Below are 26,408 nucleotides of genomic sequence, written 5' to 3' on the forward strand. Positions count from 1 at the left end.
AGATGGGTAGTGACGCTAATAACAGAATTATGGACTAGAGAATTTCAATGCGTTTGCCATGAGCAGGGATTGAGGATTATGTGAGGTAGGATATGTATATAGTTGAACGATGCACAAATTTAAGATTTTGTAAGTAGCCCTTTCACGCAACGGATCTGGCTCTGAACTTTCTTTAAGAGGGTATCATTGATAAAAATATTAGCATCTTTATAATATATGCCATTAATTGATTTGAAGTCATATATGTTCTTATCCATTTTTAAACAACTACCTGCTGATGAATTAGTTAACCTATTAACATCTGTTGGCAGTAAAGAATTATTTACTCGCTGGCGAAGTATAAATCGAGAGACTAAAATCCAAGCGGAATTAATCCTGCTTTCTTCACAGAGAGCTGATTTTGTCCCTTATCAGCAGAAGCTCCTTCAACAGTTTGCCGCAAACCCTAGTTTTTCAAACCAAAGGACAGAGCAGGAAAAAATTGTCTATTTAAATACCCTCAAACTTTGTTTAAGACGCAATCCCTATTTATCCCTCATTGATAGAGTACATTGCTTATTGCTCATCCAAAACCTTGAAGGATTCCGGTATCATGTAAATAATTCAATATTTGATCAGACTCTTGTACGCATTGAGAAAAAAATTTTAACCTCAGACGAAATAACTATCTTAGTGCCTCAAATGACTCTAGAGCAAAAAATGAGAATAGGAAGAGCCCTTATTCAGGAGTCTGAAGATCTTCGGTGGCATAATTACCCGGAGCTAGATATTCTTATTGCTTGGATACCCCATAGCAATGAATCACAACGAACCACATTGATAGATGTTTTTCTAAAGAAATTAGAAGATGATTGTGTATATATCCGCGAAGGTGCTCTTTCAGTTCTTTCTGCTTTGGTGCCATATTGTAGTGAACAACAACGAATCATGTTAACGGATATCTTTATTCAGAAATTAGAAGATGATTTTGTACATCCCTGCGAAGCTCCTCTTTCAACTCTTTCTGCCTTGGTACCATATTGTAGTGAACAACAACGAATCATGATAATAGATATCTTTATTCAGAAACAAGAAGATGATTCTGTATATGTTTGTAGGTCAGCCCTTTCAGGACTTTCTGCAGTTATACCATACTGTAATGAACAACAACGGATCATGTTAATGAATACCTTTATTGAGAAATTAGAAGATTCTTTAGAAGATTCTAAATATTACGACAAAGCATCAGAATATTGGGATGATGCATTAGAGAAAGCTGCATCTGTCAGCGCAGCAGCCCTGGGAGGGCTTTCTACCTTGGTACCATATTGTAATGAGCAACAACGAACTATATTAATAGGGATCTTTATTAAAGAGTTAAAAGCCGGGTGTCGATCTGTTCGCGAAGCCGCTCTTTCTGGCCTTGTAACCTTAGTACCTTACTGTAGTGGTCAACAACGAATTACGTTGATAAATATTTTAATTGAGAAATTAAAGTGCGAGGATTGGAATACCCGTCGAATTGCGCTTGATGGTTTTACTGCCTTGGTAATACAAAGTAATGAGGAAGAACGAATGCAGTTAATGAGTATCTTTATTGAATGTTTAGGAAAGGAAAATTTCTCGAACTGCAATCTTACAACCTTAGTTTCGATGTGCAGTGAAAAACAACGAACACAATTGATGAATGCCCTCATTACCCAGTTAGATGATAGATGGTGGCACTGCCAACCGGTCCTTTCCGAGCTCACCGCCTTAGTTCCAGGCTGTACTGAGCAACAACGAATCATGTTAATAAATATTTTTCTTCAGCATTCCAAAAAGGGTGATGAGAGGATCCGCAAAGCAGCTCTTCCTGGACTCATTGCTTTGGCTCCCGAATGCAGCGAAGAGCAGAGCATTATGTTATTAAATGAATTAAAAAATGATTTAGATAATAACCAAGAAGCTATGAGCGCCTTATGCCTTATAATATTTAAGATCCTTCATTCAAAAAAAAGTGAATTAATCAATCACTTGGTTATGCTCATGGCAGAAATTAAGACTCCGTCAAACCTTATAAATGCTCTGGGTATTGAGTTAATACGCACATACTTAACCCAGACTTTATCCTCTGAGCATAGTGCGCATATAAATACATTTTCTTTATAATAGTAACTTGCATTTCATTGTATTGTATGGATATCATTATAGCGATTGTTTGACAATTTAAGCGATTCTAATGTAAGGAACTATTTACTACCATTGAGGTCTTTCTTTTTGTTGTTCTTCATCATCATTTTCTTTAGCATGCCTACTCGTTATTGGTTTTGGAAATTGGATTTTTTTCTATTTTTTCTTTTTCCATGGTTTTTTCCGATTCTGATTTATGCTCTAATTTTCCTTCGCCCATCATACCTTTATCACCAGAAAAAACTGAATGGTTAAAATCAAAATCATAGTTATTAATTTGATTTTATGGATATTAATAAGCTCTTGCAGGGTTTAAATTTTGAGATTTCTAGTAATTACCTCTTTCTTATTACTAATCATAAACTGATTTTGCCCAGTCATCTTCATCACAAGTAGTGCTCTCTTTAATTCTATAGATATACGAAGCATCGATGATTTTAGTATAAGGATGTTCTTTAAATAGGTTATCCGATGAACTTAAGACAAGATCTGTTAGCATACCTATTTTTGCTGTTATACGATTTGATTGAAAAAAATTCTCCATAAATTCCGGATAGAGCTTATCTAGCTCCGAAAGGCTTTTATTAAAAGGGTTGCTACTACCACTGAATTTAGTATAAAACTCTAAATAAGCGGTAGTGTAAGCACGTAATGCTATTCTCTCCTCTTCATTATCTACTTCTTGAGTATATTTTTTTCTTAAAAGTGAAATTAGCTGGCAGTAAAGTACATTAAACGCTGTTGTTGCTTCGTGGTTATCAAAAGGTATACTGACATAAAAAGGGTTCATCAATTCTTTATTATGAATCGTTATTTTTTTTATGCTACAAAAGGGTACAGCTAAGGCTGTATGCTCTTTTTCTCTTTCCATTCGACTAGGAAAATTAAGCTGATTTTTACGAAAGGTCGCATGAACATCCACAATATAATCAGAAAACAAAGTAGGATCGATTGTAATATAGCATCCATTTCCCCAATGTAATGCAATTTGTGGATCTTCTGACATACTCACCATATGAAAATCATTAGATAGATTTGTTAATTTGTGCAATTTTATTTGCTCAATATCGACTACTTCAGGAAAACTTTGACAAAAAACTCCTGTAAAGAGGGTGGGCAAAAGAAAAATTATACCTGCAAGATTATTATCACCTCGATATAGTGATTCGATAACAGGGGGGATTTTTGCAACATTTGATAACTGCACACCTGAGAAAGATTTTATACTTTTACTTGGGAAAAATGCTGGGTATTTATTATACATAATCTGTTTTATATCGCGTTACTTTGCGCAATAATATATCACATTGATCGCAAAAATTAAAATACCTGTTTGTTTATGATTGCAATTTCTGGATAACCATATTCAATAATTTTGCCCAGTTAAATCCCATAACAGTAAATCAAATTGCTATTCCTCAATCCGCAGAAGAAGTAAGTCAACTAATTTCCAATCATAATGGCCCTATATCCATTGGAGGCGGTCAATATAGTCAAGGAGGACAAATTGCAACAGAAAACTGTCTTTTTCTTGATATGCGGAAAATGAATAGAATTGTTAAATTAGATAAACAAAAACGCCAAATTACTGTAGAGGCTGGAATAACATGGAGACAAATTCAAGAGGCCATTGATCCTCAGGATCTTTCTCTTAAAATAATGCAATCTTTTTCTAATTTTACTGTAGGGGGTTCACTTAGCGTTAACGCCCACGGTCGTTATGTTAATGAAGGGTCTATAATTCGCTCAGTTGAGTCTATAAAGATTGTTCTTGCTGATGGTACTCTTGTAGAGGCCAGTCCTACACAAAACTCAGATCTGTTTTTTTGGTGCAATTGGAGGTTATGGAGGACTAGGAGTAATAGTTGAAGCTACTTTAAATTTAGATGTTAATACTCCTATAATTCGCACAGCTAAAAGGATGAACATAGATGAATATAAGAACTATTTTTTTCAAAACATTCGATATTCAAAAAATGCTATTTTTCATAATGCAGATTTATATCCCCCAGATTTTCAAAAAATTACAGCTGTAACTTGGATCAAAACCGATAAACCTGTCACCATAAAAGAACGACTGGCCTCTCAAGATAGGCCTACTTTATATCAAGAATATCTTTTAAATTGGATATCAAATAGCAATAGTGGCAAATACTTCAGGCAATATATTTATGACTGGTATAAAAATTTAGGGGAAATTCAATCATTACTGATTTTTTAGTAATCCCTAAAATTTTAAGATAATTAGCATAAGCCCAATGATACTTTCTTTTCCAGAGTACTTTGTTCCAGTTAATTGCAGAGATGCCTTCATCATCAACAACTATCATAATACCTGTATATGGGGATATTTCCGTTGTTAAAAACGGAGAAACATTTCCTTTATTTTGTGTATTATCGAACAAAACTTATTTGAAACAGCTATGATCTAAAAACTTCTTTTCTGAAATATCGAATCGATAAACATTTCCATTTGCATTTATTAGAATAATAAGTTGTGTTTCCTCAATGAAAAATTGGCATTGATTTTTGAGGGTTCCGTTTTCGAGAAAAATAACAATGAATTCATAGGTCGTGCTGGACTTGTTTATCTTAATCACAATGCTAATCAACCGGATATCGAAATCGGATATGTTTTACATAAAAAATACTGGGGGCAGGAGCATGGAGTCGAATTAATGGATGCATTAATTGATTGGGGATTTGCTCATCTAGCTGTTGATAAATTAGTCGTTGTTACTCGTCCCGAAATATAAAGTCAAAGCGTTTATTAGAAAAATGTGGCTTGCATTATGTAAGAACCATTGTATTTGGTAATACAGATTTTCTATTGTATGAAGCGCATAAATAATGCACGGATTAGCTCTAAGAGAAAAAAATATTTGAGAAATAGGAAGTCGAAAATTGATAGCGCGAGCTTACTTCGGTGTTTTAATACATTCATCAAAATGGGGGAAGCTCGATTGTACAAAGTTCTAGATTTATTTAAGCCTGTTGCAAATATTGATTTATATGAAAAATTGAACAAATAAATAAAAAGGTTTAAAAATTGTTATACAATAAAATAAGAGCGCTCCTTTGTTTATTGCATGGATCCACTATAGCCTTTGATTTAAAAAGTAGATACCATCTCATTACCCTTTCAGGATGATCATGGCCAATGCGAGATAAGATCTTAATACTTTATGCACTTTCGGCTCTATTAGGCATATTAACAGGGACTGTAGGTTCATTATTGCAGCTGGCAATCCATTGGTTAAATAATGTTTTAATCAGCTGGTTTCATTTCGCAGGGTCAAAAGGTTATAACATCAGTATCATCTCTGCACTCACAACAATGGTCATGGTTTTCATCGCGTGGGCATTAGTAAAATGGGCTGCAACGGAAGCATCAGGAAGTGGTGTTCAGGAAATTGAAGGAACTTTGCTCCATGAGCGCCCAATTTTTTGGCGAAGACTATTACCTGTAAAATTTATCGGTGGTGTTTTGTCAATTGGTTCTAAGATGGTGCTTGGGCGAGAAGGACCCACCATTCAAATTGGCGGTAACCTTGGTGAGATGTTCGGTGAATGCTTCTCTTTAACAAGGAAAAGGCGTGATTCACTTATCGCGGCTGGAGCCGCAGCAGGTCTTGCAACAGCTTTTAATGCACCTCTTGCTGGTGTCCTTTTTGTACTTGAAGAAATGCGTAGTGGATTTAATTTTTCCTTTACAAATTTTAAAACAGTTGCCATTTGTTGCGTGGCTGCAACCATTATGTTGCATATCATTATTGGGCCTCAACCCGATATTAAAATGGTTGTCTTTACCCTGCCAAGTCTTCAATCGCTTTGGATTTTCTTTGTCTTTGGTATCATAGTAGGTATTGTAGGCCTTTGGTTTAATGTGTTTTTGATGAAACTGCTGTACAGCCTGGACAAACTAAAACCCTGGATGAAAGATATATATGTATTAATTATTGGTCTTACAGTAGGATATTTGGCTTATGAACAGCCTGGCGTTGTTGGAGGCGGGTATCATATTATTGAACAAGCTTTAATCGCTTACCCTGATTTTTCAGTTTTGATGATGTTACTTATAATCCGATTTATTATGACTTTATTGTGTTATGGCACAGGTGTACCTGGTGGTATTTTTGCACCTATGTTAGCTTTAGGAACTATTTTAGGATTAGCTGCTTCACATATTCTTCAGGCAATTTCAAGTGAGATAACCATTCATCCGGGTATGCTTGCAGTGGCTGGCATGGGTGCTCTGTTTGCTGCTTCTGTAAGAGCACCGATTACAGGAATTATTCTTGTTGTTGAAATGACACAAAATTATTTATTGATATTGCCATTAATGATTACCTGTTTGACCTCGACTACAGTTGTTCAGTTAGCAAAAAATGCTCCTATCTATACTCAACTTTTACGTAGAACGTTAAAAAAAGAAACATGTTCATAACGGTATGCTCCTCGGTTTTTATTTCCTCAGTATGCAGCATTTTCTTGTTCAACAGAAATTTTATCGTAACAATTTAAGCTGACAAACTCTTCAGAGTCGTTGGTTCCTAAACTAGATTTAGATTGGCCATTGGGTAGATTTTCTTCTTATTACTGATGTTTTAGTGTTTTCTTTAACCTTATTTTGAAGAATAGATTGTAACCACAATTTATTTATTGTTTTTTCAAAAGCATGATTGGGTTTTATTACTCTTTCTGCCTACCTATTTCAAAAGTCAATTTTCATGATGATGTTTGTGCTTGCTTATTTATAGATTTGATTGTCTTTAGACTTTTATCATGAAATGTCTCTGTATTGTGTTACTAGTCATGTGGCACATACTGTGTCAAATTTTGCATCATCGGCAATAAGTTGTTAGCATGTAAATTTTACTTGAAGGAAATATCGACTTAATATACGGCTTATGAAAAACTCAAAACTCAATATTTGTAATGCGACTATTCATCCTGGCGAACAGGTTAATCTAGCTCTACCTTTACCCGATTTCTATTCATGCACTTCATTTTATATGCCTATAAAAGTAATCCACGGCAAAGAATCCGGACCCTGTTTGTTAATTTTTTCAGCAGTTAAAGGAGATGAGCTAAATGGACTAGAAATTATAAATTGCTTGCTCGAGTCGGATAGGTTGTCCCGAATGCGAGGAACTCTAATTGCCGTGCCCGTTTTAAATATTCTGGGGTTAATCGGTCCATCAAGGGCGCATAATGATACAAATCTCGAGCGTTGTTTTCCCGGTGTAGAAAATGGTTCGTATGGTGAACGTATTGCTCATATCTTTACACAAGAAATATTAAGTAAAAGTGATTTTTGTATTGAATTACAAACTGGCTCGATCAACCACGAAATTTTGCCTCAAATTTATTGTGACTTAAATAATATTGAAAGTAAGTTCTTAGCCCAAAGTTTTAGAGCTCCCGTTATTACCAATGCCAGTATGCAAAATAATTCGTTGAGAAAAACTACTGAACAATTAGGTATTCCCATGCTTGTCTATCAGGCAGGGGAAGCAATGCGATTTGACAAATCGGCAATTAGTTTAGGGTTATCTGGGATTCATAATGTGATGGAGGCTTTGAGCATGCTGGATGCTTCCGATCAAAATGATAATAATGTATTCAAGCCTGCCTTTTCTCAAGATCAAGATTGGATCCGCACTCATCGTAGTGGTGTATTCTTGAGTACCGTAGAACTTGGACAAAGAATTCAAAAAGGACAACGTATCGGAATCATTAGTGATCCCTTCAGTGCTGACACAGCTGAAGTGATAAAGGCTGAATATGAAGGAATAGTAGTAGGTATAAACCGTCATCCATTAATTTATGAAGGACAAACTATTTTTAAGGTAGCTACTTTCATTGATAATAATCGAGCCGAAATTGCTTTAGAAGCCTGGGGCAAAGAGGTTCAAGATTGAGTGTAGAAAATAAAATCAATTTAAAAGGTTTATTAGTCTGGCTTATCTGTGCGCTCTTTTTTATGTATGAATTTTTATTGCGTACAGTTGTGGGTACTTTTCAAGTACAGCTAATGAATGACTTAAACCTAACACCGATGACTTTTTCTTTATTAAGCACAACGGGATATTTAGCCATATATGGTGTAATGCAAATTCCTGTTGGAATTATGGCTGCCCGCTTTGGATTAAAAAAAGCATTATTTATTGCTTTAATTTTTTGTGCAGGCGCTACAATGGGTTTTGCTTTATCTCATCATTTCAGTGTAGCGATGTTGTGTCGCATCTTTATGGGCCTAGGCTCTTCTTTTGGATTTATTTGTTTGTTAATTGCTGTCTATGATTGGATGCCTAGAAAAAATATCGCTTTATTTATAGGTATTTCTCAATTTATTGGCACCATAGGCCCAATGTTAGCCGCAGGCCCATTAAACTCATTGTCTCAAAACTCTATGTCAGGATGGCGTGGTATATTTTTCAGCATGACAATCATCGGGATAATTATTGCTGCACTAACAGTGTTGTTCGTAGAAAATAATCGTAATAACCGAGAAAAATTTATTGTACTTACCAAGCCCGTTAAAGTATCAATAAATTTATTAAAAATAATAAGCCAAAAACAGATCTGGAACATTGCGCTTTTTTCAGGTTGTATTTACTTTGCTATTGAATATTTTTCGGAAAATATAGGTGTGGAGCTTCTAATAAAAAAAGGATTTTCTCCCGCATTTTCTTCCTACATGATAACATTGGCATGGCTCGGTTATGCGTTGGGTTGTCCTTTTCTCGGTTTTATATCTGATAAATTACAACGCCGAAAACCGGTAATGCTTACTAGTGCTTTTACTGCTTTAGTGTCGCTATTAGGCATTATATATTTTCCACTTGGAGAACTATTAACAGGAGTTTGCTTTTTATTCCTTGGTTTCAGTGCCAGTGGACAAAGCATAGGATTTGCAGCTATTGCAGAGCAGTGTAAAGAAAACTATCTAGCAATAGGATTAGCTTTTAATAATGCGATGATAGCAATGATTACATCAGTTAGTGCTCCAATAATAGGAGGTATGTTGCCTTATCCAGCACAGATAAAAGATTATCAAGAAGCTCTCTTTATCGTGATTATGTTTTCTATAGCTTCAGTTCTTATTTCAGTTTTTGCGATCAAGGAAACGTTTGGCAAGTCAGTGAGAGAAAATACGATACTCTCTTTAGATCCAATCAAACCATCCTGTCATTTAGGAGTTGTTGAATAATCAAACCAAGGTAAATGCTGCTCTAATTAGAAAATTTTATTTCACTAATTTAAGAATGGGGAGGGGCCTATAATTTCTCTCTTCTTTCAAAATTATTTCTTACGTTTTGATTTATATAGCTACAGAGACCTCTACCTGCTTCAGCTAAATTTTTCATTTCTTCAACATCATGAACCCCGGGTTTCCTATACGTGTAATGGTAGGCATAGTTGCTATTCTTAAATTTTACAACAATATAGTCTACTCCTATTTCGTATAGCTCAACTCCAGAGTTATCACTTAAATTTCTATAAGCTTCCATTTTATTTCCCTATTACTATAGATTAAAAGTATATAAATAAGTCAATATGTTTTCAAAAAAGTCGATAAGGTGAATTTATTAAATACTTCAATATGAGATTAAGCATTTTGTTGTTGAGAATGGTGCCTTTTAAGTGGGGTAGCTCTAAGAACTATCATCTTTCTCTATATTTCAATGTAACAAGTTGTTTGCTTTCAGTTAATATAGAATATTTAACAACAGCTTCACTTTCTCGCTGCATAAAGTTAAATTGATTGTAGGATTGTCAGCAGATATAGGATGAAGAGATTGAAGCAGAAAGCAAGTTTAGATTATCTAAAGCTATTTGTTGCCGTGATTATAATTTTAGGATTCAATACTGCCTATCCTGGTTATCAGCCATGGTCTACACGAGTTACAGGCCAAGGTCTATTAGGAAAAAGTCAGATTGGCGGTTTTATTGATGGCATGCAGCCGCTCACGGGTAATACGGAGAGGTTATGGTTTATAGACGGCACGATTCTTGGCGGAAGCAGCGAGTTAAATAGCAGCAATTCAGCATACAGTATAGGAACTGGAGTGCGTGAACTCAAAAATTGGAGCCAAGGGGAAGCAATTTTAGGTGGTTTTTTCTTTGCTGATTATCAACAGACTGCACATCGAACCCAGGCTTGGATTGCTAATCCCGGTATTGAGTTATTAGGCTCTTATAATGAAGTTCGGGTACAGGGATATATTCCTATCAGTCGACGTCATCAAACATATCATTACCTTATGGCCAGTGATATTCCTCAATCTACTTTAAATGACTCTGGTAGAACTAACAATTTAACCTATGTTCAAGGTCATGGGTTTTTCGATACGCCTGCAGCGCTTACAGATGAATACGGTGTTGGATTAGAGGCGGAGCTGGGACACTATCTACCCTTACCTCAAGGAGGATGGATCCATGGCGGGGTTTATTATTTTAATTATCAAAATGCTAAAAATATTACGGGTGTAGAAGCTAATGTGGAATTATTTACAGGAAAAAACGCGGCTCTAGTGATTCAAGAAAATTACGATAACCAAAACAAAAATAAAATTTCCCTAGGAGTTCGCTTCAGTTTTGGAGGTCCAGATTATACCCAAGCTCAAAATTTATCCAATCGTATGGAAGAACCTATTATTCGTCATTTAGCACGTCCATCTTATGGATTGGCAACCCCCACAAGAAAGAGTTTTATCGCCACAGGTTCTGCGCAAGAAATTCGCAATAATATTTGGTTTTTTAGTCCCGAGGGTACTTATCAAGGCCACGGATCGTCATTTACTTTTGCTAATTGTACCGCTGAAAATCCTTGTATTAATTTGGACCAGACAGTTGCCAGTGGTATTGCTGCTGTGGCTCCGAATGCCTCGTTTTGGTTTGCGTCTGGAACATATGTTTTACCGAGTACGGGTACTGATGGTTTTATCCAATTGGCAGATGGGCAAAGTCTTTGGGGACGAAACGCTGATTTTATGGCTCCAGCTATGGGCAGCCAGCTTCCTACTATTAGAGGGGGAATATGGTGGAACGGTAATAGCTCAATAAATGATTTGCAATTAATTAATAACAACCAAATTATCCCTCAAACTGTTTCCCACGCATATGACAATACGGTGATGGGCGTTGGCGCTACTGGAAACGTAACACTAAATAATACAAGAATCATTACTTCGGCCACTGGTAGCCTTAATGATACAGCAATTTTTTCAGTTTATAGTTATGGGGAAAATATTTTAATTAATTCATCGCACGTGCTAGGAATAGGCGATGCTACTTATACGGGCTATGTAGATACTGTTGTTTCCGATGGTGTTGAGGGCGCTACCGGCAATGTAATAATAAATAATTCATATATCGAATCAAGGGGGAATGGCAGTCAACAAAATAATGGTATTCTTGGTGGTAATGGTGATACTGTTATAAATAATTCCGTGGTGAATGTATCAGGAAGAACTATTATTGGATCTACAGGTGTTTTTTCTTATAACAATGTAACAATTAATAGCTCCAAAATAACAGTTGAAGATGATACTGATATTATTACTCCTGAAGGATTAGGAGGGGTGTATGGAGCGAGCTCAGGCGGTGATGTTTTTATTAAGAATAGCCTAATAACTGCTATAAATAATGGAGCGAGTTTCGTCCATGCAGTAGACTCTTTTAATTCTACAGTCATAAATTCAAAAATTACAGCGGTAGGTCGCCAAACCGGAGACGTAATTGGGATCTATGATTATGTGGGGGGAGCTATAGAAACAATTACTCACTCGACTATTCGCGCAGAAAGCAGTGGAGGAGGGGCTGCTTCAGGCATTAATGCCCCAACGGGACAGATTATTTTTACAGGAGTAGGGGCGAGTCAAATTTTTGCCAGTTCAAGTGTTTCTGAAAATGCACAAGCTATTATGGGCATGGTGAGTAATGAGAGTTCACCTAAATCTCAATGTACTACGAATGGAGGCCATGAGCATGATTGCGCATGATGGGAATCGAAAATTGTGCTTCGTTTATAGGCTCTTCTTTTAAGCTAGGGATGCAATGGATGCTGATAGCACAAAATCATAGATAAGATTTATTTCTTTATCATTAGATTTAACGATTGGAATTAAATCTTATCTTAATTTATCTGGGGTTAGAGTTAGGGTTTGTGGGAGCAATTTTATTAATACTTTTTTGTATTGATTTTTCTTATTTTCATCATTTTTAATTTAAAATTGTTCCAAATTATTTATCTACAATGGTTTGCTTACGGCATGCGTAAATAATTTTACCGGTACCAAGATCTATGAGTTCCCCTTTAGCTCCTGAAGATTCCAAATCACATTGTACGCTTAAATATACCTTCAAAGCGTCAGCTTTTATTCCCCTAATCTTTGATATTATATGATTCCCAATTTTAACTCGAGCTTCGTAGAGATTTTTTACAGTAGATAGGAACATATTTGACCTCCATTTAACGCGGCGGTTTCTTTTTTTAGTCAAAAAGAATAAATTTAAAGCGTATTACTTTAATCATAGCTCAAAATCTCATAAATGGTAGGGATATATCTGATATTGTCGTAACTCCTTGAGTCTATCACATCCAACCCCCATAAAAATGTCCTATTCGGTTTCCTAAAAGTTCCCTAAGAATTAAAAAAGGAGGCTAGTTTTTGATTTGCTTTTATGTGAAAACTTAGAAAGCATCCTCTTTTTCTTCCTTTTTTTGGGGGCAATTAGTTCTAAAAATTTGTTTTTCCTGTTGAATTAGTTGACGCACAGTCCATTGATTCGGAGATGTTGAAACTCGCATAATACGCAATACGTACTCTCCAATAAGTGAAAAAGCTAAAAAGTTGAAGGAGGATAAAGTTACCATTAATAAGAGCAAGGTCATCCATCCCGGAACATTAATTCCTATTATAAAGTATCGGGTAAGAAAATAAATTGCGAATATTCCACAAAAAAGAATGCCCATCATACCAATCACAGCGAGTATGTGTAAGGGCATTACTGAATAGCCAACAATGTTACTTAAACTATGGCGAAGAAGAGCAAACAAAGTATAACCACTTTTACCTTTTTTTCTAGGATGGTGTTCAACAACGACATTGCCAATACGCCGAGTCACTGATAAGAGCATAGGACCTAATGAGGGATATGGTACATTCATCTGAAGTAGAGCATTTACAACTTGATAACGAATAATACGAAAAGCGGTCATCCTAAGTAGAGGATCTTTTTTGATAAAGAAATTATTCAGTCTGTTGATAAAGGAGCTTCCTAGACGTCTAAAAAAATGATGTTGCTTCACTTTAGGTACGCCAATAACTACATCTAAATTTTCATTACTTCTTAATGCTCCTATTAAAATTGATAATTCTTCTGGTGGATGTTGCAGATCATCATCAAGGGTGATTATAAAAGAACCCTTTGCTTGCGCCAATCCCGCCAAAGTTGCAGAGCCTTGCCCTACATTTTTCAGGAGTTGCATCGCAGTTACACGCTTATCTTGTAATGCAATGTTTTTTAGAACTTGCCATGAGTTATCTGAACCACAGTCCTCTATAAAGATAAGCTCAAAATCTTCATTAAGAGATTCCATGACAAAAACTATGCGTTGATAAAGTTCTGGAAGTGTGGCTGCTGAATTAAATACGGGAACAACAATCGAATATACTGGTTTCATATTTCATTGAGGTGAGCGCTTATGGTTTGAACGTCAAAGGTTTGCACTATCTCTGCACTTAATTCTTTAAATTCATTTAAAGATGTTTGCATATAAAGTATCCTTAGACATATTATTCAACAGGTTCTTTAGTATACAGCTTCCCCAAGAAAATCCAATACCGCATATTAAAAGGCGTTTATGGTTCGGATTAGCATCCTTTAACAGGAATCAATGATGATATATTGTGATGCCAAAAAAGGAGCTTTTTCAGCTGAAACGCTCAATTGTTAATTACGATTTTCTTTGAATGGCAATATAAAATTATGTATTTGCATCATCGTTTTTACTTCTAAATTCACGTAAATTTTTTTGATGATTTATAGCGAAATTACCAGAAACGACTTTGCTTTGGTCAACATCTGAAATAACAACCGAACCAATCTTTATAGCTGCGTTATTGCCGACCTGAACGCTGTTTGATATCGTTGCTGAGGCGCCGATCCAAACATTATTTCCTATTTGAACTCGACCTGCGAGACATACTTTTGAAGAGATATCACAATTCTCGCCAATCTGGCAATCGTGTGCAATATTAGTATGTATCCCAACATGAGTATCATTACCTAGCGTTGTGTACTCATCATAGTTAACTGAGCGAGAAATATTACTGCCTGCATGAATAATGCAATTATCGCCTATTTTAACGCCACCAAAATGTTCGATTTGTATTTTTTTACCTAAAACATTTTTTGAAAAAAAGCCTGTCGTTCCAAGTGTAACATTTTGATAAATAACTGAATTTATACCAATAATAGTATTATCCAAAACAATAGCACCATCGTGAATAACCGTATTTGCTCCAATTTGCACGTTTTGCGACACAATAGCTCTAGGTGATATTTGTGCTGAAGGATGGATAAATGGTTCAAAATGTGTAGGGCTAAAATACTCATGTAATTTAGCGTTATGTAAATAATAGAAAAACTGATCGGGGTGTTCTAGCAAAATAATGCATTTAGGTATCTCTGTATTTTCTTTTGCAATTATTTGAGGTGAAGTCACAATTCCTTGAATATTAGGATTGTTTATTGCCGTTCTTAGATAGTTTTCTCCCATGGCTAAGCAGATGGAATTGGGGCGTTTTGTCCAAGTAAAAGCGGTGTAATGACATTTTTCAATAAATTGATTATTTAGAATATCAATAAAGCCAACATTTTTACCTATATCTTTTAATATCTCATCTATTAACATATTTATTTTCTTATAAATTCATTGATTAACTTATCAGAATTAAATCTTTTTAAGAGTAAGATTTCATGAAATTGTAAATATTCTCAATTACTACGCTAATATCATCGGGTTTTAAGCCATAGTACAATGGTAGACGCAATAAACGCTCGCTTTCTATACTGGTATATTTATCTTCACCAACAAACTCAGCATATTGAGCGCTTACTGCAGTTGTATGTAGTGGTACATAATGAAATGCTGTCACTATATTCCTACTTTTTAGCATCCTCATTAGTTGAGTGCGCATTGCAAGATCCTTACATTTAATATAATACATATGGCCATTATGGATACAATATTCAGGAATAGTGGGTAACTCAATGCAGCCATCATGGGCGAGCTGGAGTAAATGAGAGTGATAGATATGCCATGAGCGAAGACGATCTTGATTAATTTCATGAGCTACTTCGAGTTGCGCCCATAAATAGGCCGCGTTTATATCACTTGGCAAATAACTGGAGCCGATATCACACCACGTGTATTTATCAATTTCGCCACGAACAAATTTACTGCGGTTAGTTCCTTTTTCGCGAATTATTTCCGCACGTTCTACATATTTACTCTTGTTTAATAAAATTGCACCACCTTCCCCCATAGAATAATTTTTAGTCTCATGAAAACTAAAAACAGCCATATCTCCAATAGAGCCCAGTGCACGTCCTTTATAACTTGACATTACACCTTGAGCGGCATCCTCAATTACCAGAAGATTGTAGTTTTTGGCAATTGCCATAATTGCATCCATCTCGCATGAAATACCCGCATAATGAACCACAACAATCGCTTTAGTTCGCGATGTAATCGCCGCTTCGATTAATTGCTCATTAATATTCATAGTGTCTGGACGAATATCGACAAATTTTATTCTTGCACCCCGCATCACGAAAGGATTTACTGTCGACACAAAAGTAAAAGAAGGGGCAATCACTTCGTCGCCAGGCATTATATTGGCTAGAATTGCTGTCATTTCTAAGGCGTGTGTACCGGAAGTGGTTAATAACGTTTTTTTAATATAAAATTTTTCTTCAAACCAGCGATTACATTTTTGTGTGAACTCACCATCTCCAGAAATTTTTTTATTATAAAAGGCCCGGCGAATGTAATCTAATTCTTTTCCTGTATGAGGAGGCTGATTAAAACAGATCATAAATAATAGATCCTAATAAATAATACAAGAAAATTTTAAGTGCTTGGCTGTATTATACGATATTTCAGATCAAGATAAAATGAAAGAATCATGGCCAACACATTCTTCTCCAATAATAAATGCTTGGGCTAAACCATCTGGTTTGACATGAATGCATCGCACTCATGGAAAATTGACTGGTTGTGCAAAAGTCTAATGTAATGGGATAAAAGTTGATGTTACATAGTACCTCTCCTGACTCGAGACTACTTGATGTTAAGGAGTCAAAACTCTTATGTCGGATTCAGAAAATTTTGTTACCTTTTTTACTCTTAGTACTAGGTAATCTCTATATTTATAATTCCATTATCCATAAACAGTATCCATCCTTTTTTTATCAAAATGAGTTCGCTCCCGCAGTTATGTTTGCTTGTGGTTATGAATTTGCTAATCCCAAAGATATAACTCCTTCTTTACGTTCTTTTTTGGAAAATAAAACAACAACCTTTGACTGCAGCAATATTGTTCAGGAAAAGACGATGCCGCTTAACCACTTCCAAGATATGGAACACTATATGATTTTAAGTGCGGGAGTGATATGGAGGATAATGGGGGTTGGTTGGGATAATTTAATTCCATTATTTTTAATCTTATATAGTATAAGTTTGCTTGAGACATACTTTATTTTTCGTCTGGGAATGAATCCTTACCTTTCCTTTTTACCCTCGCTATGTGTTGCCCTCTCTTCGATGCAAACGTACTATGTTATTCAGCTAAGAGATTATTCTGTGGCTCCATTCTTGCTAGGTATACTCTGTATCGCTGGGAAATTGCTCATTACATCTCCTGGCAAAAAAAAATTATTCTTTTCTTCTTGTGGGGCGGGTGCTTTGCTTGGTCTTGGACTGGGATTTAGAGTCGATTTGTTAGTAATGCTACCATTTTTCCTCATAACGCTTCTTTTTTTTGTAAAAGTAGATAGAAATGCTTTTCAGAACAAATTCATTGCTTGTGTCGCTTTTTTAATAAGCTTTTTTATTGCAGGCTTTCCAATTTTATATACGATACATAATTATAGTGGGGGAAATCTCGCCCATGTTATTATTCTGGGGTTGGCTGACTCGTTCACTTCGGGGTTGGGTTTAGGACAACCTGAAACTTATTCCGTTATTCCTGCTTATCGAGATTTAATTCCATATACTGTGGTGAATAGCTTTTCTCAAAGAGTTTATGGGGTTGAACAATTAATACCGACAACAACTAAAGAATATAGCTACTATAGTTCTTTGTTTTTATTGAATTACCTATCAACATTCCCTGCAGATTTTTTAGTAAGAATCTATGCAAGCATATTTCAAGTTCCGCTAATCTTTATTCATGGATTTTTGCAAAAAATTGCGAATTATATTCCTTTGAGAAATATTGTGGTGATGCTTCCCTTTGTTACGACGGCAATTATGGCTTTTTTTCAATTAAGGTTAGCGTTATTTGTTTTATTTGCTTTCACTTATTTAGGGGCTTATCCTTTTTTGCAGTTTGATGCAAGACACTATTTTTACTTGGAATTTGTTGGCTTATGGTTTATTGGTTTGCTAAGTCAGCAATTTATTCTTTTGATAAAGAATAAATATAATGTCGCATTTTTCAAAGAAATTAAATCTAAAGTGATATCTCGTTGGAAAATGATTTCCATTGTTTCGCTAGTAAGTATTATTTTCTTTAGTATTCCTGTAATTCTATTGCGCATTTATCAAACAAATCACTTAAATAAGTTATTTAATAGTTACCTGGATGCAAAAACAGAAACTATCAGGCCGGTCTTAAGTAATAAAGAGAAACAATTCAATATAAAATTACCTATAAAAAATAATGATCTTAATACCACTTATTTAGATACAACTTATCTTAGAATCAAAACCAAGGAAAAATGTCCATTAAATCAAATTGCCATAAAGCTGCATTATCTTGAAGAGCCACCGGTCTACTGGGAGGCTCCTAAAACGCTAATTATTCCTACTGCTCAGGCAACGACCTTCATTTTTCCAATTTATAATTTTCATAATGGTACAGGGCACGACATTCTTGATGAAGCATTTCTTCCATCTTACTGGATTGACTTTTTAGCATACTCAATTGAGGATTCAATTTGTATCCAAGATATTGCTTATCTAAAAGAAACTAGGAGTTTGCCTTTATTATTAACATTAAAATTGCACTCGGGATGGGAAAATACTACGCTCTACCAATCTTTTCAAAGAATCTAAACGAAAATCGCTTCGAAAAAGGAGTCTTGCAAAACTGAAGTTTTAAAGACTTAATTAGGGCAATTGATTTTGCACTATTTCTATTTTACATAATGGTGCAAGTTTGGCTTTTTTTGTGGCTTCTGTTTCAGCGTTTTCATCAGCTGGTTTTTTGTGTTCTCTTCAGTTAGCCATTTTAAACTCTAAATTTGTACTGTTTTGCTTGACCATGTAATTAGGATAAAGATAACATGGTGAATACTTCAGGTAGGTCAATCCAAACAAGGTTAAGAATAATCGATTAGCAGATTCTATTTGAGTTCAGTTCATTTTTGTTCTCAGCGCAAAACCCTATACACTTGGTTCTTCTTGTTGGATGCGTATAAGAGCATATTTAAAATAAGAGGGGAATATTCGCTGATAAGCACCTCGTTTAATGTATAGGATTTCTAGAGAAGTTTTTTTCAAGTAAAAATTGAAATTAGGGATGATTAGATTGTGATTTTAAAATTAATTATTCATACGTTTCTGACGTTATTAATTATGGCGTTTTTTCTTTTTATACCTGTTGGTACTCTTAATTGGCCAAGCGCATGGATCTTTCTTTTGCTTCAAGGAGGTTTTGGATTAGCGATTGGTTTTTGGTTAGCTAAACATGATCCCGAGTTATTAAAGGAAAGGCTATCTTTTGTTATTCAACGAGGCCAAAAAAAATGGGACAAATTGGTTATGATACTTTTCTCAATTTTGCAAATAACCTGGTTGCCTTTTATTGCATTCGATGTGGCTCGCTCGCAGACAGATATGATCCCTTTTTTAGTCAAAGTGCTGGCAGCCATTCTAATAATAATAGGATTCTCTATTTTCTATTTGGTATTTAAAGAGAATACTTATGCCTCTCCTGTTGTAAAAATTCAGAAAGTGCGAGAGCATAAAATCGTTACTACTGGTCCTTATCGCTATGTTCGTCATCCCATGTATTCTGGAGCTACACTTTATTTTCTTGGTATCCCTTTATTGCTAGGCTCCTGGTACGGTTTATTTTTTACTTTCTTTTTGACAATTCTGCTGATCATACGGGCTATGCTTGAGGAAAAAGCGCTGACAGAGGAGTTTTCAAACAGTTATAAGGAATATGTCCAACGTGTTCACTACCGTTTTATTCCTTTCGTTTATTAACCGTTATTGGAAATTAAAGGCTTTTGGCAATTATTTTAACTTTAAGATAGGAATTTATAATGAAAATTTTATTAACTGGCGCTACAGGGCGGCTTGGCAGAGAAATTTCAAAATTCCTAAATACTCCCAGCAACAAAATAGCTTTGCATGGTAGAAATCAAAATAATTTAAATACGTTAGCCACGTCTTTAGATAAAAGTGAAGTGATAACTGTTGCTCATGATTTATCCTTTCCTGAAGCGGCTGAATCCATCATTCACGAGGTAATTGAGCATTTTGAAGGGTTAGATGTTTTAATTAATAATGCGGCATGTTTCAATTTTGGAAATTTAATAAATATGCCCCTTCCGATAATAAAAGATACGATTCAGACTAATCTCGTATCTTTAATTGTGCTGACTCGCTGTGCTTTACCTTACTTGATCGCAAGTAAACAGGGGATAATAATTAATATTGCTTCTACAGCAGGGCAGGACTATATACCTGGCGCAGCAGCTTATTGTGCAACAAAACATGGGGTTTTCGGTTTTTCGGGATCATTATTTGAAGAAGTAAGAGAACAAGGAGTTAGAGTGTGTACCCTTGCTTCAGGGCAGCTCACGATACCTGATGTAAATGAGAAAAATACAATCCCCCCTACAGAACTGGCTCAACTTGTAAATTATCTTCTTAACTATCCAGGCACTAAAAGCTTCCCGCGGGAGATAATCGTTGGAGCCATCTAAATATTTCAATTTGTTTTATATAGGAAACCACTCAGGCTTCAGTAAATTCTGCAAGAGAGGCTTTTACATATTCACTATTGTCTTGAAGTGCTAAAGCCAATTCAGCAGATTTATTCGGATAATTTGATAAGATTGCTTTCCACGCGATGGCCCTTAATTGCTCGTTGTCATGGGTCATAGCAATGGTTCGTATGAGATCCAAACTGCTTTTATTTTTTAATTTGATTGCTACATCAATTAAAGTGCGCATTTGAGCCAAACGGTCAAGGTTGCCTAAAATGAGTTTGGCTTTCCCTTGTTCCCCAAACAATTCGAATTCATATTGGCGGCGTTTCGTTGTTTTTGGCAAAATTAAATTGAGTGAAACCGTTATGGATTCCGGGGGATATTGAATATGAGCATCTGCGCTACCATAATAATACATGACCTTGCCTTCAGTTAGATAAGTTTCCTCAGTAAACTGCAAATTTAATTCTTCTCCGGGTATTCCTTTTACTGAATCATAATCGTAATAATAAATTCGTGTTTTATAACCAGGCCCAAAGTAATTCACGGTAAAAAAATCAAAGTTGTGATCATGAGGCTCGAAATAAGAAAAAATTTTAGCTTGATTACGATCTGATAGAGGCATCCAAATGACGGCCCTTATCACATAGTTAGCCGCTTTATGAACGATAATCGTTGAAGGTTTGAATTGATTATCTATCTGAAAATTTTCAAAATTTTTTAGTTCATTACCTAATCGTTTGGTTAAAAAAGTTTTATTAAGAGCTAATTGTGCAAATTTGTTGGCAATTGTTTCTAAGTACTCAGGTTTGTATTCTGAGGATTTCAGAGCATCAATGATTTTATTATTATCAATAAACCTAATAAATGCCTCTAATGAAATGGGCCTTTTCACTTTAGGATAAAATGTTTCCGCCATGCTCATTCCCCATTATCAATTCTAATGTTTTTTGTGAAGCCCGTCGTATTTCAGGATCATTATCCTCGGCCGCAATTTTTTGTAATAAAGATAACGCACTTTTACCATTAATTTTATAGTAGTATTTCATTGCTTCCCAACGAACATGCGCGTCATAATCCGACAAAATCAGCTTTTTTAAAAGCAGTTTAACTCTCTTAACCTGCATCGCTTGAAATAATTCTAAAGTTAATCGAATTCTTGACGCGCGTACATCGGTGCTAATTCGTCGTATGGGATTTAAAGAGTCATGGTTAAAGACCCAAGTGGTTCTTGCTTTTTTATCTGAGTGCACAATAAGCAATGGTGCATTATGTGATGTATTGTAAAAATCAAGCACTGAGGAAAATGCAGGCAAGCAAACAGGCTTGTAAGAGGGTAGAATCAAATCTTCTTCTCGTTTTAGAGGACCAGGTTCCTCATACAAACGATGCTGTTGCAGGTCACAACGATACAAAGGGACTTTAACGTCCACTTCTGATAAGTTCATTACAATGGCATCTACCTCACTTGCCGATAAAGAATTGGAGGATGCCTTGCAGTGGGTAAAACGCATTAATAAATGAATACCTGGTTGTTGGTAAAAATATATTTTATTTTCTTCAGCAATTCTATCGTTGGCCGTTATTTCTATTAGAAAGCTATTAATCAGAGAAATGATGTCTTCCCTTGTTAATTCGCTGAAAATTAGAGCTAAATCAAAAAAATTCTTACTCGGCTTACACATTGCTTCATAAAGGATATGGCCGAGTTGATAAAATGTGAGTGAACTCAAATGAAAATCCTCCTCTAATTTATTTGAATATAGCTAAAAAATATGGAGATATCCATTCACAATATAACGATAAAATTTCCAGTCATATTTTATTTGTACGAGCTATTGCTGCTGCAATTTCCGTAAACTATACTAAAATAAAAAAGGGAAAAGCTTACGTTAAGCTTTGTGGTTAAATGCAATGAGGAGGTAATATGAAAGACGAAATACTTGATGGACTTCAAAACAACCCTGAAATTGAATTTGTTGAATTAGATGAAGTTTCAATTGCAGGAGCAGATGCAACCCAAATAACAGCACAAGAAGAAGGCCGAGTTTTAGGTTTTGGATGTATTGATAGTGAATAAATAATTTTTTACAGATTAGAGAGTAAGTAAAAATTTTTTCGGCTGAAAAAATTTTTAAAATTAACTCTCTTACTGTAAATTTTTATTCTACAAAGCTATTTTAGATGTGTATTGGGGTTAAGAGGATAAGATGTATAATTCTATATTTCTTATTAATTCCTGAATATTTTTATCTTGTTTTTCTAATTTAGATAGAAGAGATTTACTTCCTTCTCCGGATAAAGCCTTTTTGACCGCAGCAAAAAATTTTTCCCTGACTAATAATGGATTAGAGAGCTTGGTTGATTCATCCTCATCCCACCAAAAATTCAAATTAATATTGATGTCACCAAGATGGTTGAAGCTGTGCAACCAATAGGCGGGAATAAATAAGATCTCTCCTGCATCTAATCTCCCCACAAAGTACCCCACGTTCCTGTATTGAGGAAATCGAAGGTAATCGGGTTTCAGGATATTTACTTGACTAAAGTTGGCTACCCCATTCCCACTGTATAAATTAAGATAATAATTTTGCGTATTTAGAGGAGGAAATAAAAAAATGTTTTTTGAACCTTTAATTTGAGCATTCAAATTATGACAACCATTTTGATCATAATGCAACCACGATACAACATTTTTGGGCGAAATCCATAGCCCTCCACTATGCAGCTTATTTTTATCTATTAGTGATGGGATTTCGAAATCTTGCGTTAAAACATCAAGCTGTTGGTTATATTTTTTTTTATCAAACAGCGATAATTCATCCCCAGCTAGAAATACATTTTTAAATTCTTTTAGCAGCTTGATAAAATGAATCAACTTCCCCTCGTTAAAAAAAGCGTTTTTATCCGTTTCTTTATCCATAAAGCTAAGGTCGGGATACACGTTTGATTTAGAAATATAATAACGTACCTTAATTTGGCCTATAGTTTTTGCAAAGTAATCCAGGGACCATAATTTATATCCTCGCCAGAACTCAACAACATCTTTTATAATTACAGGATTATTTTGCAAAACATAGTTCGAATGAAACTGTTCTGGAGTGAGAGAGTTTACATGATCAATAACCCCGATTTTTTTCATACTAATGCCTTAGTCGCAAGATTAATTGACAAAGTAAAACTCTCTCTTAAAGAATTTAATATACTTACACAACTTCTGTTATTTATTTCTCTAATTTTTCTTTAAACGAAAACAAACAGGTTCTATCTTCGGGTTTTCCTTGAGCGTCAACCCAATTGATTACCATCATAAGACCACTTGCTGCTTCATCTTTATTTGCTTTGTTTTTTGAAAATCCAACAATAACGTCAGCTGTTTCTTGACCATTGAACTGCACTTTATGCCTTACTAAAACCTGATCATGGTCTGAGTAACTTTTCATAATACGTTCTTTATGACTGATAGCATGTCCACCAGGGAGGAGAGTTTGTTCCCCTTTTTTCCAAGTAAAGTTTTTTTCTTTTAGAACGTGGCTGAAAATTTTCTCGCAATCAGGGGAAGAACCATCACTTATTAGTTCAAAGTCCATAATTTTTGTTTGAACATCAGTTTGAGATGCCTGTGCGCCAGAATTATTATCATCAGTTGCATATGCAAGATTCATTAATACCATTGAGGCCAGAATTGCAATCATCTTCTTTTTCATTTTATTCTCCTTGATTTGTATACCTTCTAAGTACACTGTCACACGCCATGTAGGCAAAAAGCCAAGATGCGTAGCCCCTATAGAATCCAGCGTGTCATCCGCTCCTATTCAGGAATGCATGTCGGTACTTATCGTTTTCTCCTAATGTCATCAATATAAATTATTGAAGTAAACAATTAAAATTTAGCACCTACTGGGCTTCTGCGCAATTTAACTTAAGTTTTAAATTTTCTAAGTGATTTCTTCCTCAATTTTGGGTGCATCCGTGCAAATGCCCTTGGGGGCAAGTATTGCTTTATTCTATATCTTTATTTATTACTACTTGATTACGACCTAAATGTTTTGCTTCATAAAGGGCTTGATCGGCTTGGTTAACTAATTTATTGATATCGCTGTCTGCATTTTTTTGAGCAATTCCGGCGCTAAACGTAGCAGAAAAATCGTCTGTATTGGCAAAAAACTCGTGCGAAAATTGTTCTCTTAGTTCATTGAGTACTTTCTTACTTTGCTGTGCATTTGTCCCTGGTAATACAATAGCAAACTCTTCGCCACCATATCTTCCAACAATATCATTATTGCGAAGGCGAAGCGTTAGTAACGTCGCCAATTTTTTTATCACCATATCACCAAAAGGATGGCCATAGGTATCGTTGACTTTTTTAAAGTGATCGATATCTATCATAACTAAAGATAATGGTGTGTTTTTTTGTTTTGCGTAATCCAGTTCGAGTTCTAAGCGCTTTAAAAAACTTGAATGGTTTAGTAGCCCTGTTAAGCTATCAGTCGACATATAGTAATTTAAAACTCCCGCTCTTTGCGAACGGATTCTTACAGCAGATATTAGATGTGCTGGTGATATAGGTTTGGTAAGAAAATCATCGCCGCCGATACTTAACGCGGTTAATTGCTTACGTTTATCTTGCTCTGTCGAAAGAAAAATAATGGGTATTTTATTGTATTTGTTTTCCTGACGCAGTACTGAGGAAAGTTCCAATCCTGTACACTCAGGCATATAAATATCCATTAAAATTAAATCAGGGCGAAATTTTTCAAGATGCTTAAAGATATCCATAGGATTTGTGATTGCTTGAGCAATCATGCCGGCTTGTTTTAAAATTAAAGAATAATATTCTCCAAGTGATTCAGAGTCATCAACTATTAAAATTCGAAAGGGAATATTCGTTGTAAAACTACACTTTTGATTAATAATTTGAATTAAATAAAATATATCTACTGGTTTTTGAAAAAAAGCTTTACAGCCCGCCCGTACAGCTATTAAACGCGGCAATAATTCATAATTAGGTACGATACAGAATAATTGTATAAAATAATTTTGCTTCTTAATAAGGTTGACGAGCAATTTTTGATTACGAATACTCATTAAAAAATAGGTATCAACCAATAACGCTATGGGTTGATTTTGCTGCACTTTGGTTTGCAGTTCTTTCAAATCCAATACTACTGCTGCAGAGTAACCTGCTTGCGTAAGCCCTTCATCGAGTTCCTGCGCTAATGAGGGGTCTTGCTCTAAAATATATATGGCTTTATTTTCGATTTCTTTTGTTTCTAAAGTTAATTGAAACAAATTTTTAGACGGAGGAAGCTCTAACTTGTCTTTTATATTCATTAATAATTGAGATATGATTTGTTGCTCCTCTTCAGAGAGCAGGGTCTTACCTAATAATTTTTTTAAATAAATTTCTAATTCTCGTGCTGCTTTACTTAATTCTGAATAGCCATAAGTCCCTGCAGACCCACATAAGCTATGTACTTGACGATGAAAAATAATAAAATTTTCGCTATTAAAGCGAGTGATTAGTTCTTGCCAAGTTTGATTTATCTGCTCAATTTTATTGGGCAAATTTCTGGAATAGTTTAAAAAAAGCTCCTGTAATCGATTATGTATTTTTTCCATGACATTGGATCCATATTTTATTAAGCTCGTTTGCAAGTTCCATAGGATCAAACGGCTTGGCAATGACATCCACAACGCCCATTTTTTTATATTCTTCGATTTCTTGTGCTTGGATTTTAGCGGTCATAAAAACAGCCGGTATTGATGAAAAGTCCTTTAACTGCCTTAACTCTTGAAGAGTAGTTGGCCCATCCTTAAAAGGCATCATGACATCAAGAAGAATTAAGTCAGGTAGAAACGTTTGTGCTGCAGATAGAGCATCTTGCCCATTGGCGCAATATTTTACTGCAAAACCACCGATGTCCTCTAATGCAATTTGTGCAATTGCTCTAATATCCTCTTCATCTTCGGCATATAATATTTTCTTAAGTTTAGTTGCCATAACCTCA

The 26,408-nt window shown here is 35.2% G+C and carries 24 protein-coding genes; 12 read left to right on the plus strand and 12 right to left on the minus strand.

The window, feature by feature from the left end; genetic code table 11:
• Positions 1–243: 243 nt before the first annotated feature.
• Positions 244–2,130 carry a hypothetical protein gene (locus A8O27_RS14015; protein WP_058461107.1) on the plus strand — a complete coding sequence of 629 codons (1,887 nt, stop codon included), beginning with the start codon at positions 244–246 and terminating at the stop codon, positions 2,128–2,130.
• A 373-nt stretch (positions 2,131–2,503) separates the two neighbouring features.
• Here the strand turns inward: A8O27_RS14015 and lart1 are convergent, their stop codons facing one another.
• Complete coding sequence (gene lart1, locus A8O27_RS14020; protein WP_058461106.1) at positions 2,504–3,415, minus strand: NAD(+)--arginine ADP-ribosyltransferase Lart1; 912 nt, start codon at positions 3,413–3,415, stop codon at positions 2,504–2,506.
• Positions 3,416–3,564: 149 nt separating this feature from the next.
• On the opposite strand from lart1, the gene A8O27_RS19555 reads away from it, so the two are divergent.
• The 6 genes from A8O27_RS19555 (at position 3,565) to A8O27_RS14050 (ending at position 9,367) form a co-directional block, all read left to right on the plus strand.
• On the plus strand, positions 3,565–4,020 hold the full coding sequence (locus A8O27_RS19555) for an FAD-binding oxidoreductase (RefSeq protein ID WP_259293214.1): 456 nt from the start codon (positions 3,565–3,567) through the stop codon (positions 4,018–4,020).
• Between the two features lie 52 nt (positions 4,021–4,072).
• Positions 4,073–4,372 (plus strand): hypothetical protein, encoded by a 300-nt coding sequence (locus A8O27_RS14030; RefSeq protein WP_058461104.1) that lies wholly within the window; start codon positions 4,073–4,075, stop codon positions 4,370–4,372.
• A 295-nt stretch (positions 4,373–4,667) separates the two neighbouring features.
• Positions 4,668–4,907 (plus strand): GNAT family N-acetyltransferase, encoded by a 240-nt coding sequence (locus A8O27_RS14035; RefSeq protein WP_235810609.1) that lies wholly within the window; start codon positions 4,668–4,670, stop codon positions 4,905–4,907.
• A 404-nt stretch (positions 4,908–5,311) separates the two neighbouring features.
• Complete coding sequence (clcA, locus tag A8O27_RS14040; RefSeq protein WP_058461103.1) at positions 5,312–6,598, plus strand: H(+)/Cl(-) exchange transporter ClcA; 1,287 nt, start codon at positions 5,312–5,314, stop codon at positions 6,596–6,598.
• Between the two features lie 463 nt (positions 6,599–7,061).
• The gene (locus A8O27_RS14045; protein WP_058461102.1) at positions 7,062–8,075 is read left to right on the plus strand and encodes a succinylglutamate desuccinylase/aspartoacylase family protein; all 1,014 of its coding nucleotides are present in this window, start codon (positions 7,062–7,064) and stop codon (positions 8,073–8,075) included.
• Positions 8,072–9,367 carry an MFS transporter gene (locus A8O27_RS14050; RefSeq protein ID WP_058461101.1) on the plus strand — a complete coding sequence of 432 codons (1,296 nt, stop codon included), beginning with the start codon at positions 8,072–8,074 and terminating at the stop codon, positions 9,365–9,367. Before A8O27_RS14045 ends, A8O27_RS14050 begins: the two co-directional genes overlap by 4 nt.
• Before the next feature lie 67 nt (positions 9,368–9,434).
• On the opposite strand, the gene A8O27_RS14055 is transcribed toward A8O27_RS14050, so the two are convergent.
• Complete coding sequence (locus tag A8O27_RS14055; protein WP_058461100.1) at positions 9,435–9,668, minus strand: hypothetical protein; 234 nt, start codon at positions 9,666–9,668, stop codon at positions 9,435–9,437.
• 279 nt (positions 9,669–9,947) lie between these two features.
• Between A8O27_RS14055 and A8O27_RS14060 the strand changes: the two genes are divergently transcribed.
• A complete protein-coding gene (locus A8O27_RS14060; RefSeq protein ID WP_115684286.1) occupies positions 9,948–12,161 on the plus strand; it encodes an autotransporter outer membrane beta-barrel domain-containing protein in 2,214 nt (737 codons plus the stop codon).
• Between the two features lie 241 nt (positions 12,162–12,402).
• Here A8O27_RS14060 and A8O27_RS14065 read toward each other — a convergent pair whose 3' ends face one another.
• The 4 genes from A8O27_RS14065 to rffA form a co-directional block, all read right to left on the minus strand.
• Positions 12,403–12,618 carry a hypothetical protein gene (locus tag A8O27_RS14065; RefSeq protein ID WP_058461098.1) on the minus strand — a complete coding sequence of 72 codons (216 nt, stop codon included), beginning with the start codon at positions 12,616–12,618 and terminating at the stop codon, positions 12,403–12,405.
• 235 nt (positions 12,619–12,853) lie between these two features.
• Positions 12,854–13,846: a glycosyltransferase family 2 protein gene (locus A8O27_RS14070; RefSeq protein WP_058461097.1), complete on the minus strand. Its 993-nt coding sequence runs from the start codon at positions 13,844–13,846 to the stop codon at positions 12,854–12,856.
• 303 nt (positions 13,847–14,149) lie between these two features.
• Positions 14,150–15,079: a DapH/DapD/GlmU-related protein gene (locus A8O27_RS14075; RefSeq protein ID WP_058461096.1), complete on the minus strand. Its 930-nt coding sequence runs from the start codon at positions 15,077–15,079 to the stop codon at positions 14,150–14,152.
• Between the two features lie 49 nt (positions 15,080–15,128).
• Positions 15,129–16,265 carry a dTDP-4-amino-4,6-dideoxygalactose transaminase gene (gene rffA, locus A8O27_RS14080; protein ID WP_058461095.1) on the minus strand — a complete coding sequence of 379 codons (1,137 nt, stop codon included), beginning with the start codon at positions 16,263–16,265 and terminating at the stop codon, positions 15,129–15,131.
• A 215-nt stretch (positions 16,266–16,480) separates the two neighbouring features.
• Between rffA and A8O27_RS14085 the strand changes: the two genes are divergently transcribed.
• The 3 genes from A8O27_RS14085 (at position 16,481) to A8O27_RS14095 (ending at position 20,391) form a co-directional block, all read left to right on the plus strand.
• Positions 16,481–18,508: a hypothetical protein gene (locus tag A8O27_RS14085; RefSeq protein ID WP_131744477.1), complete on the plus strand. Its 2,028-nt coding sequence runs from the start codon at positions 16,481–16,483 to the stop codon at positions 18,506–18,508.
• 477 nt (positions 18,509–18,985) lie between these two features.
• Positions 18,986–19,666: a methyltransferase family protein gene (locus A8O27_RS14090; protein WP_058461093.1), complete on the plus strand. Its 681-nt coding sequence runs from the start codon at positions 18,986–18,988 to the stop codon at positions 19,664–19,666.
• Positions 19,667–19,725: 59 nt separating this feature from the next.
• Positions 19,726–20,391, plus strand: a complete 666-nt coding sequence (locus A8O27_RS14095; protein ID WP_058461092.1) for an SDR family NAD(P)-dependent oxidoreductase — start codon at positions 19,726–19,728, stop codon at positions 20,389–20,391.
• A gap of 31 nt (positions 20,392–20,422) precedes the next feature.
• On the opposite strand, the gene A8O27_RS14100 is transcribed toward A8O27_RS14095, so the two are convergent.
• Positions 20,423–21,316, minus strand: a complete 894-nt coding sequence (locus A8O27_RS14100; protein ID WP_058461091.1) for a hypothetical protein — start codon at positions 21,314–21,316, stop codon at positions 20,423–20,425.
• A complete protein-coding gene (locus A8O27_RS14105) occupies positions 21,294–22,130 on the minus strand; it encodes a HEAT repeat domain-containing protein (protein ID WP_058461090.1) in 837 nt (278 codons plus the stop codon). Before A8O27_RS14105 ends, A8O27_RS14100 begins: the two co-directional genes overlap by 23 nt.
• Positions 22,131–22,324: 194 nt before the next feature.
• Here A8O27_RS14105 and A8O27_RS19055 point away from each other — a divergent pair, with 194 nt between their 5' ends.
• A complete protein-coding gene (locus tag A8O27_RS19055) occupies positions 22,325–22,477 on the plus strand; it encodes a hypothetical protein (protein ID WP_165482537.1) in 153 nt (50 codons plus the stop codon).
• Between the two features lie 117 nt (positions 22,478–22,594).
• Here A8O27_RS19055 and A8O27_RS14115 read toward each other — a convergent pair whose 3' ends face one another.
• The 4 genes from A8O27_RS14115 to A8O27_RS14130 all read right to left on the minus strand — a co-directional run bounded on the left by A8O27_RS14115 (position 22,595) and on the right by A8O27_RS14130 (position 26,401).
• On the minus strand, positions 22,595–23,539 hold the full coding sequence (locus A8O27_RS14115; protein ID WP_082642515.1) for a cupin-like domain-containing protein: 945 nt from the start codon (positions 23,537–23,539) through the stop codon (positions 22,595–22,597).
• An 82-nt stretch (positions 23,540–23,621) separates the two neighbouring features.
• Positions 23,622–24,104, minus strand: a complete 483-nt coding sequence (locus A8O27_RS14120) for a hypothetical protein (RefSeq protein ID WP_058461088.1) — start codon at positions 24,102–24,104, stop codon at positions 23,622–23,624.
• A 295-nt stretch (positions 24,105–24,399) separates the two neighbouring features.
• A complete protein-coding gene (locus A8O27_RS14125; RefSeq protein WP_058461087.1) occupies positions 24,400–26,019 on the minus strand; it encodes a diguanylate cyclase in 1,620 nt (539 codons plus the stop codon).
• Positions 26,003–26,401 (minus strand): response regulator, encoded by a 399-nt coding sequence (locus A8O27_RS14130; RefSeq protein ID WP_058461086.1) that lies wholly within the window; start codon positions 26,399–26,401, stop codon positions 26,003–26,005. The genes A8O27_RS14125 and A8O27_RS14130 overlap by 17 nt, the downstream gene beginning before the upstream one ends.
• Positions 26,402–26,408 lie beyond the last annotated feature (7 nt).

Source organism: Legionella bozemanae (assembly GCF_001648595.1).
GTDB classification, from domain to species: domain Bacteria; phylum Pseudomonadota; class Gammaproteobacteria; order Legionellales; family Legionellaceae; genus Legionella; species Legionella bozemanae.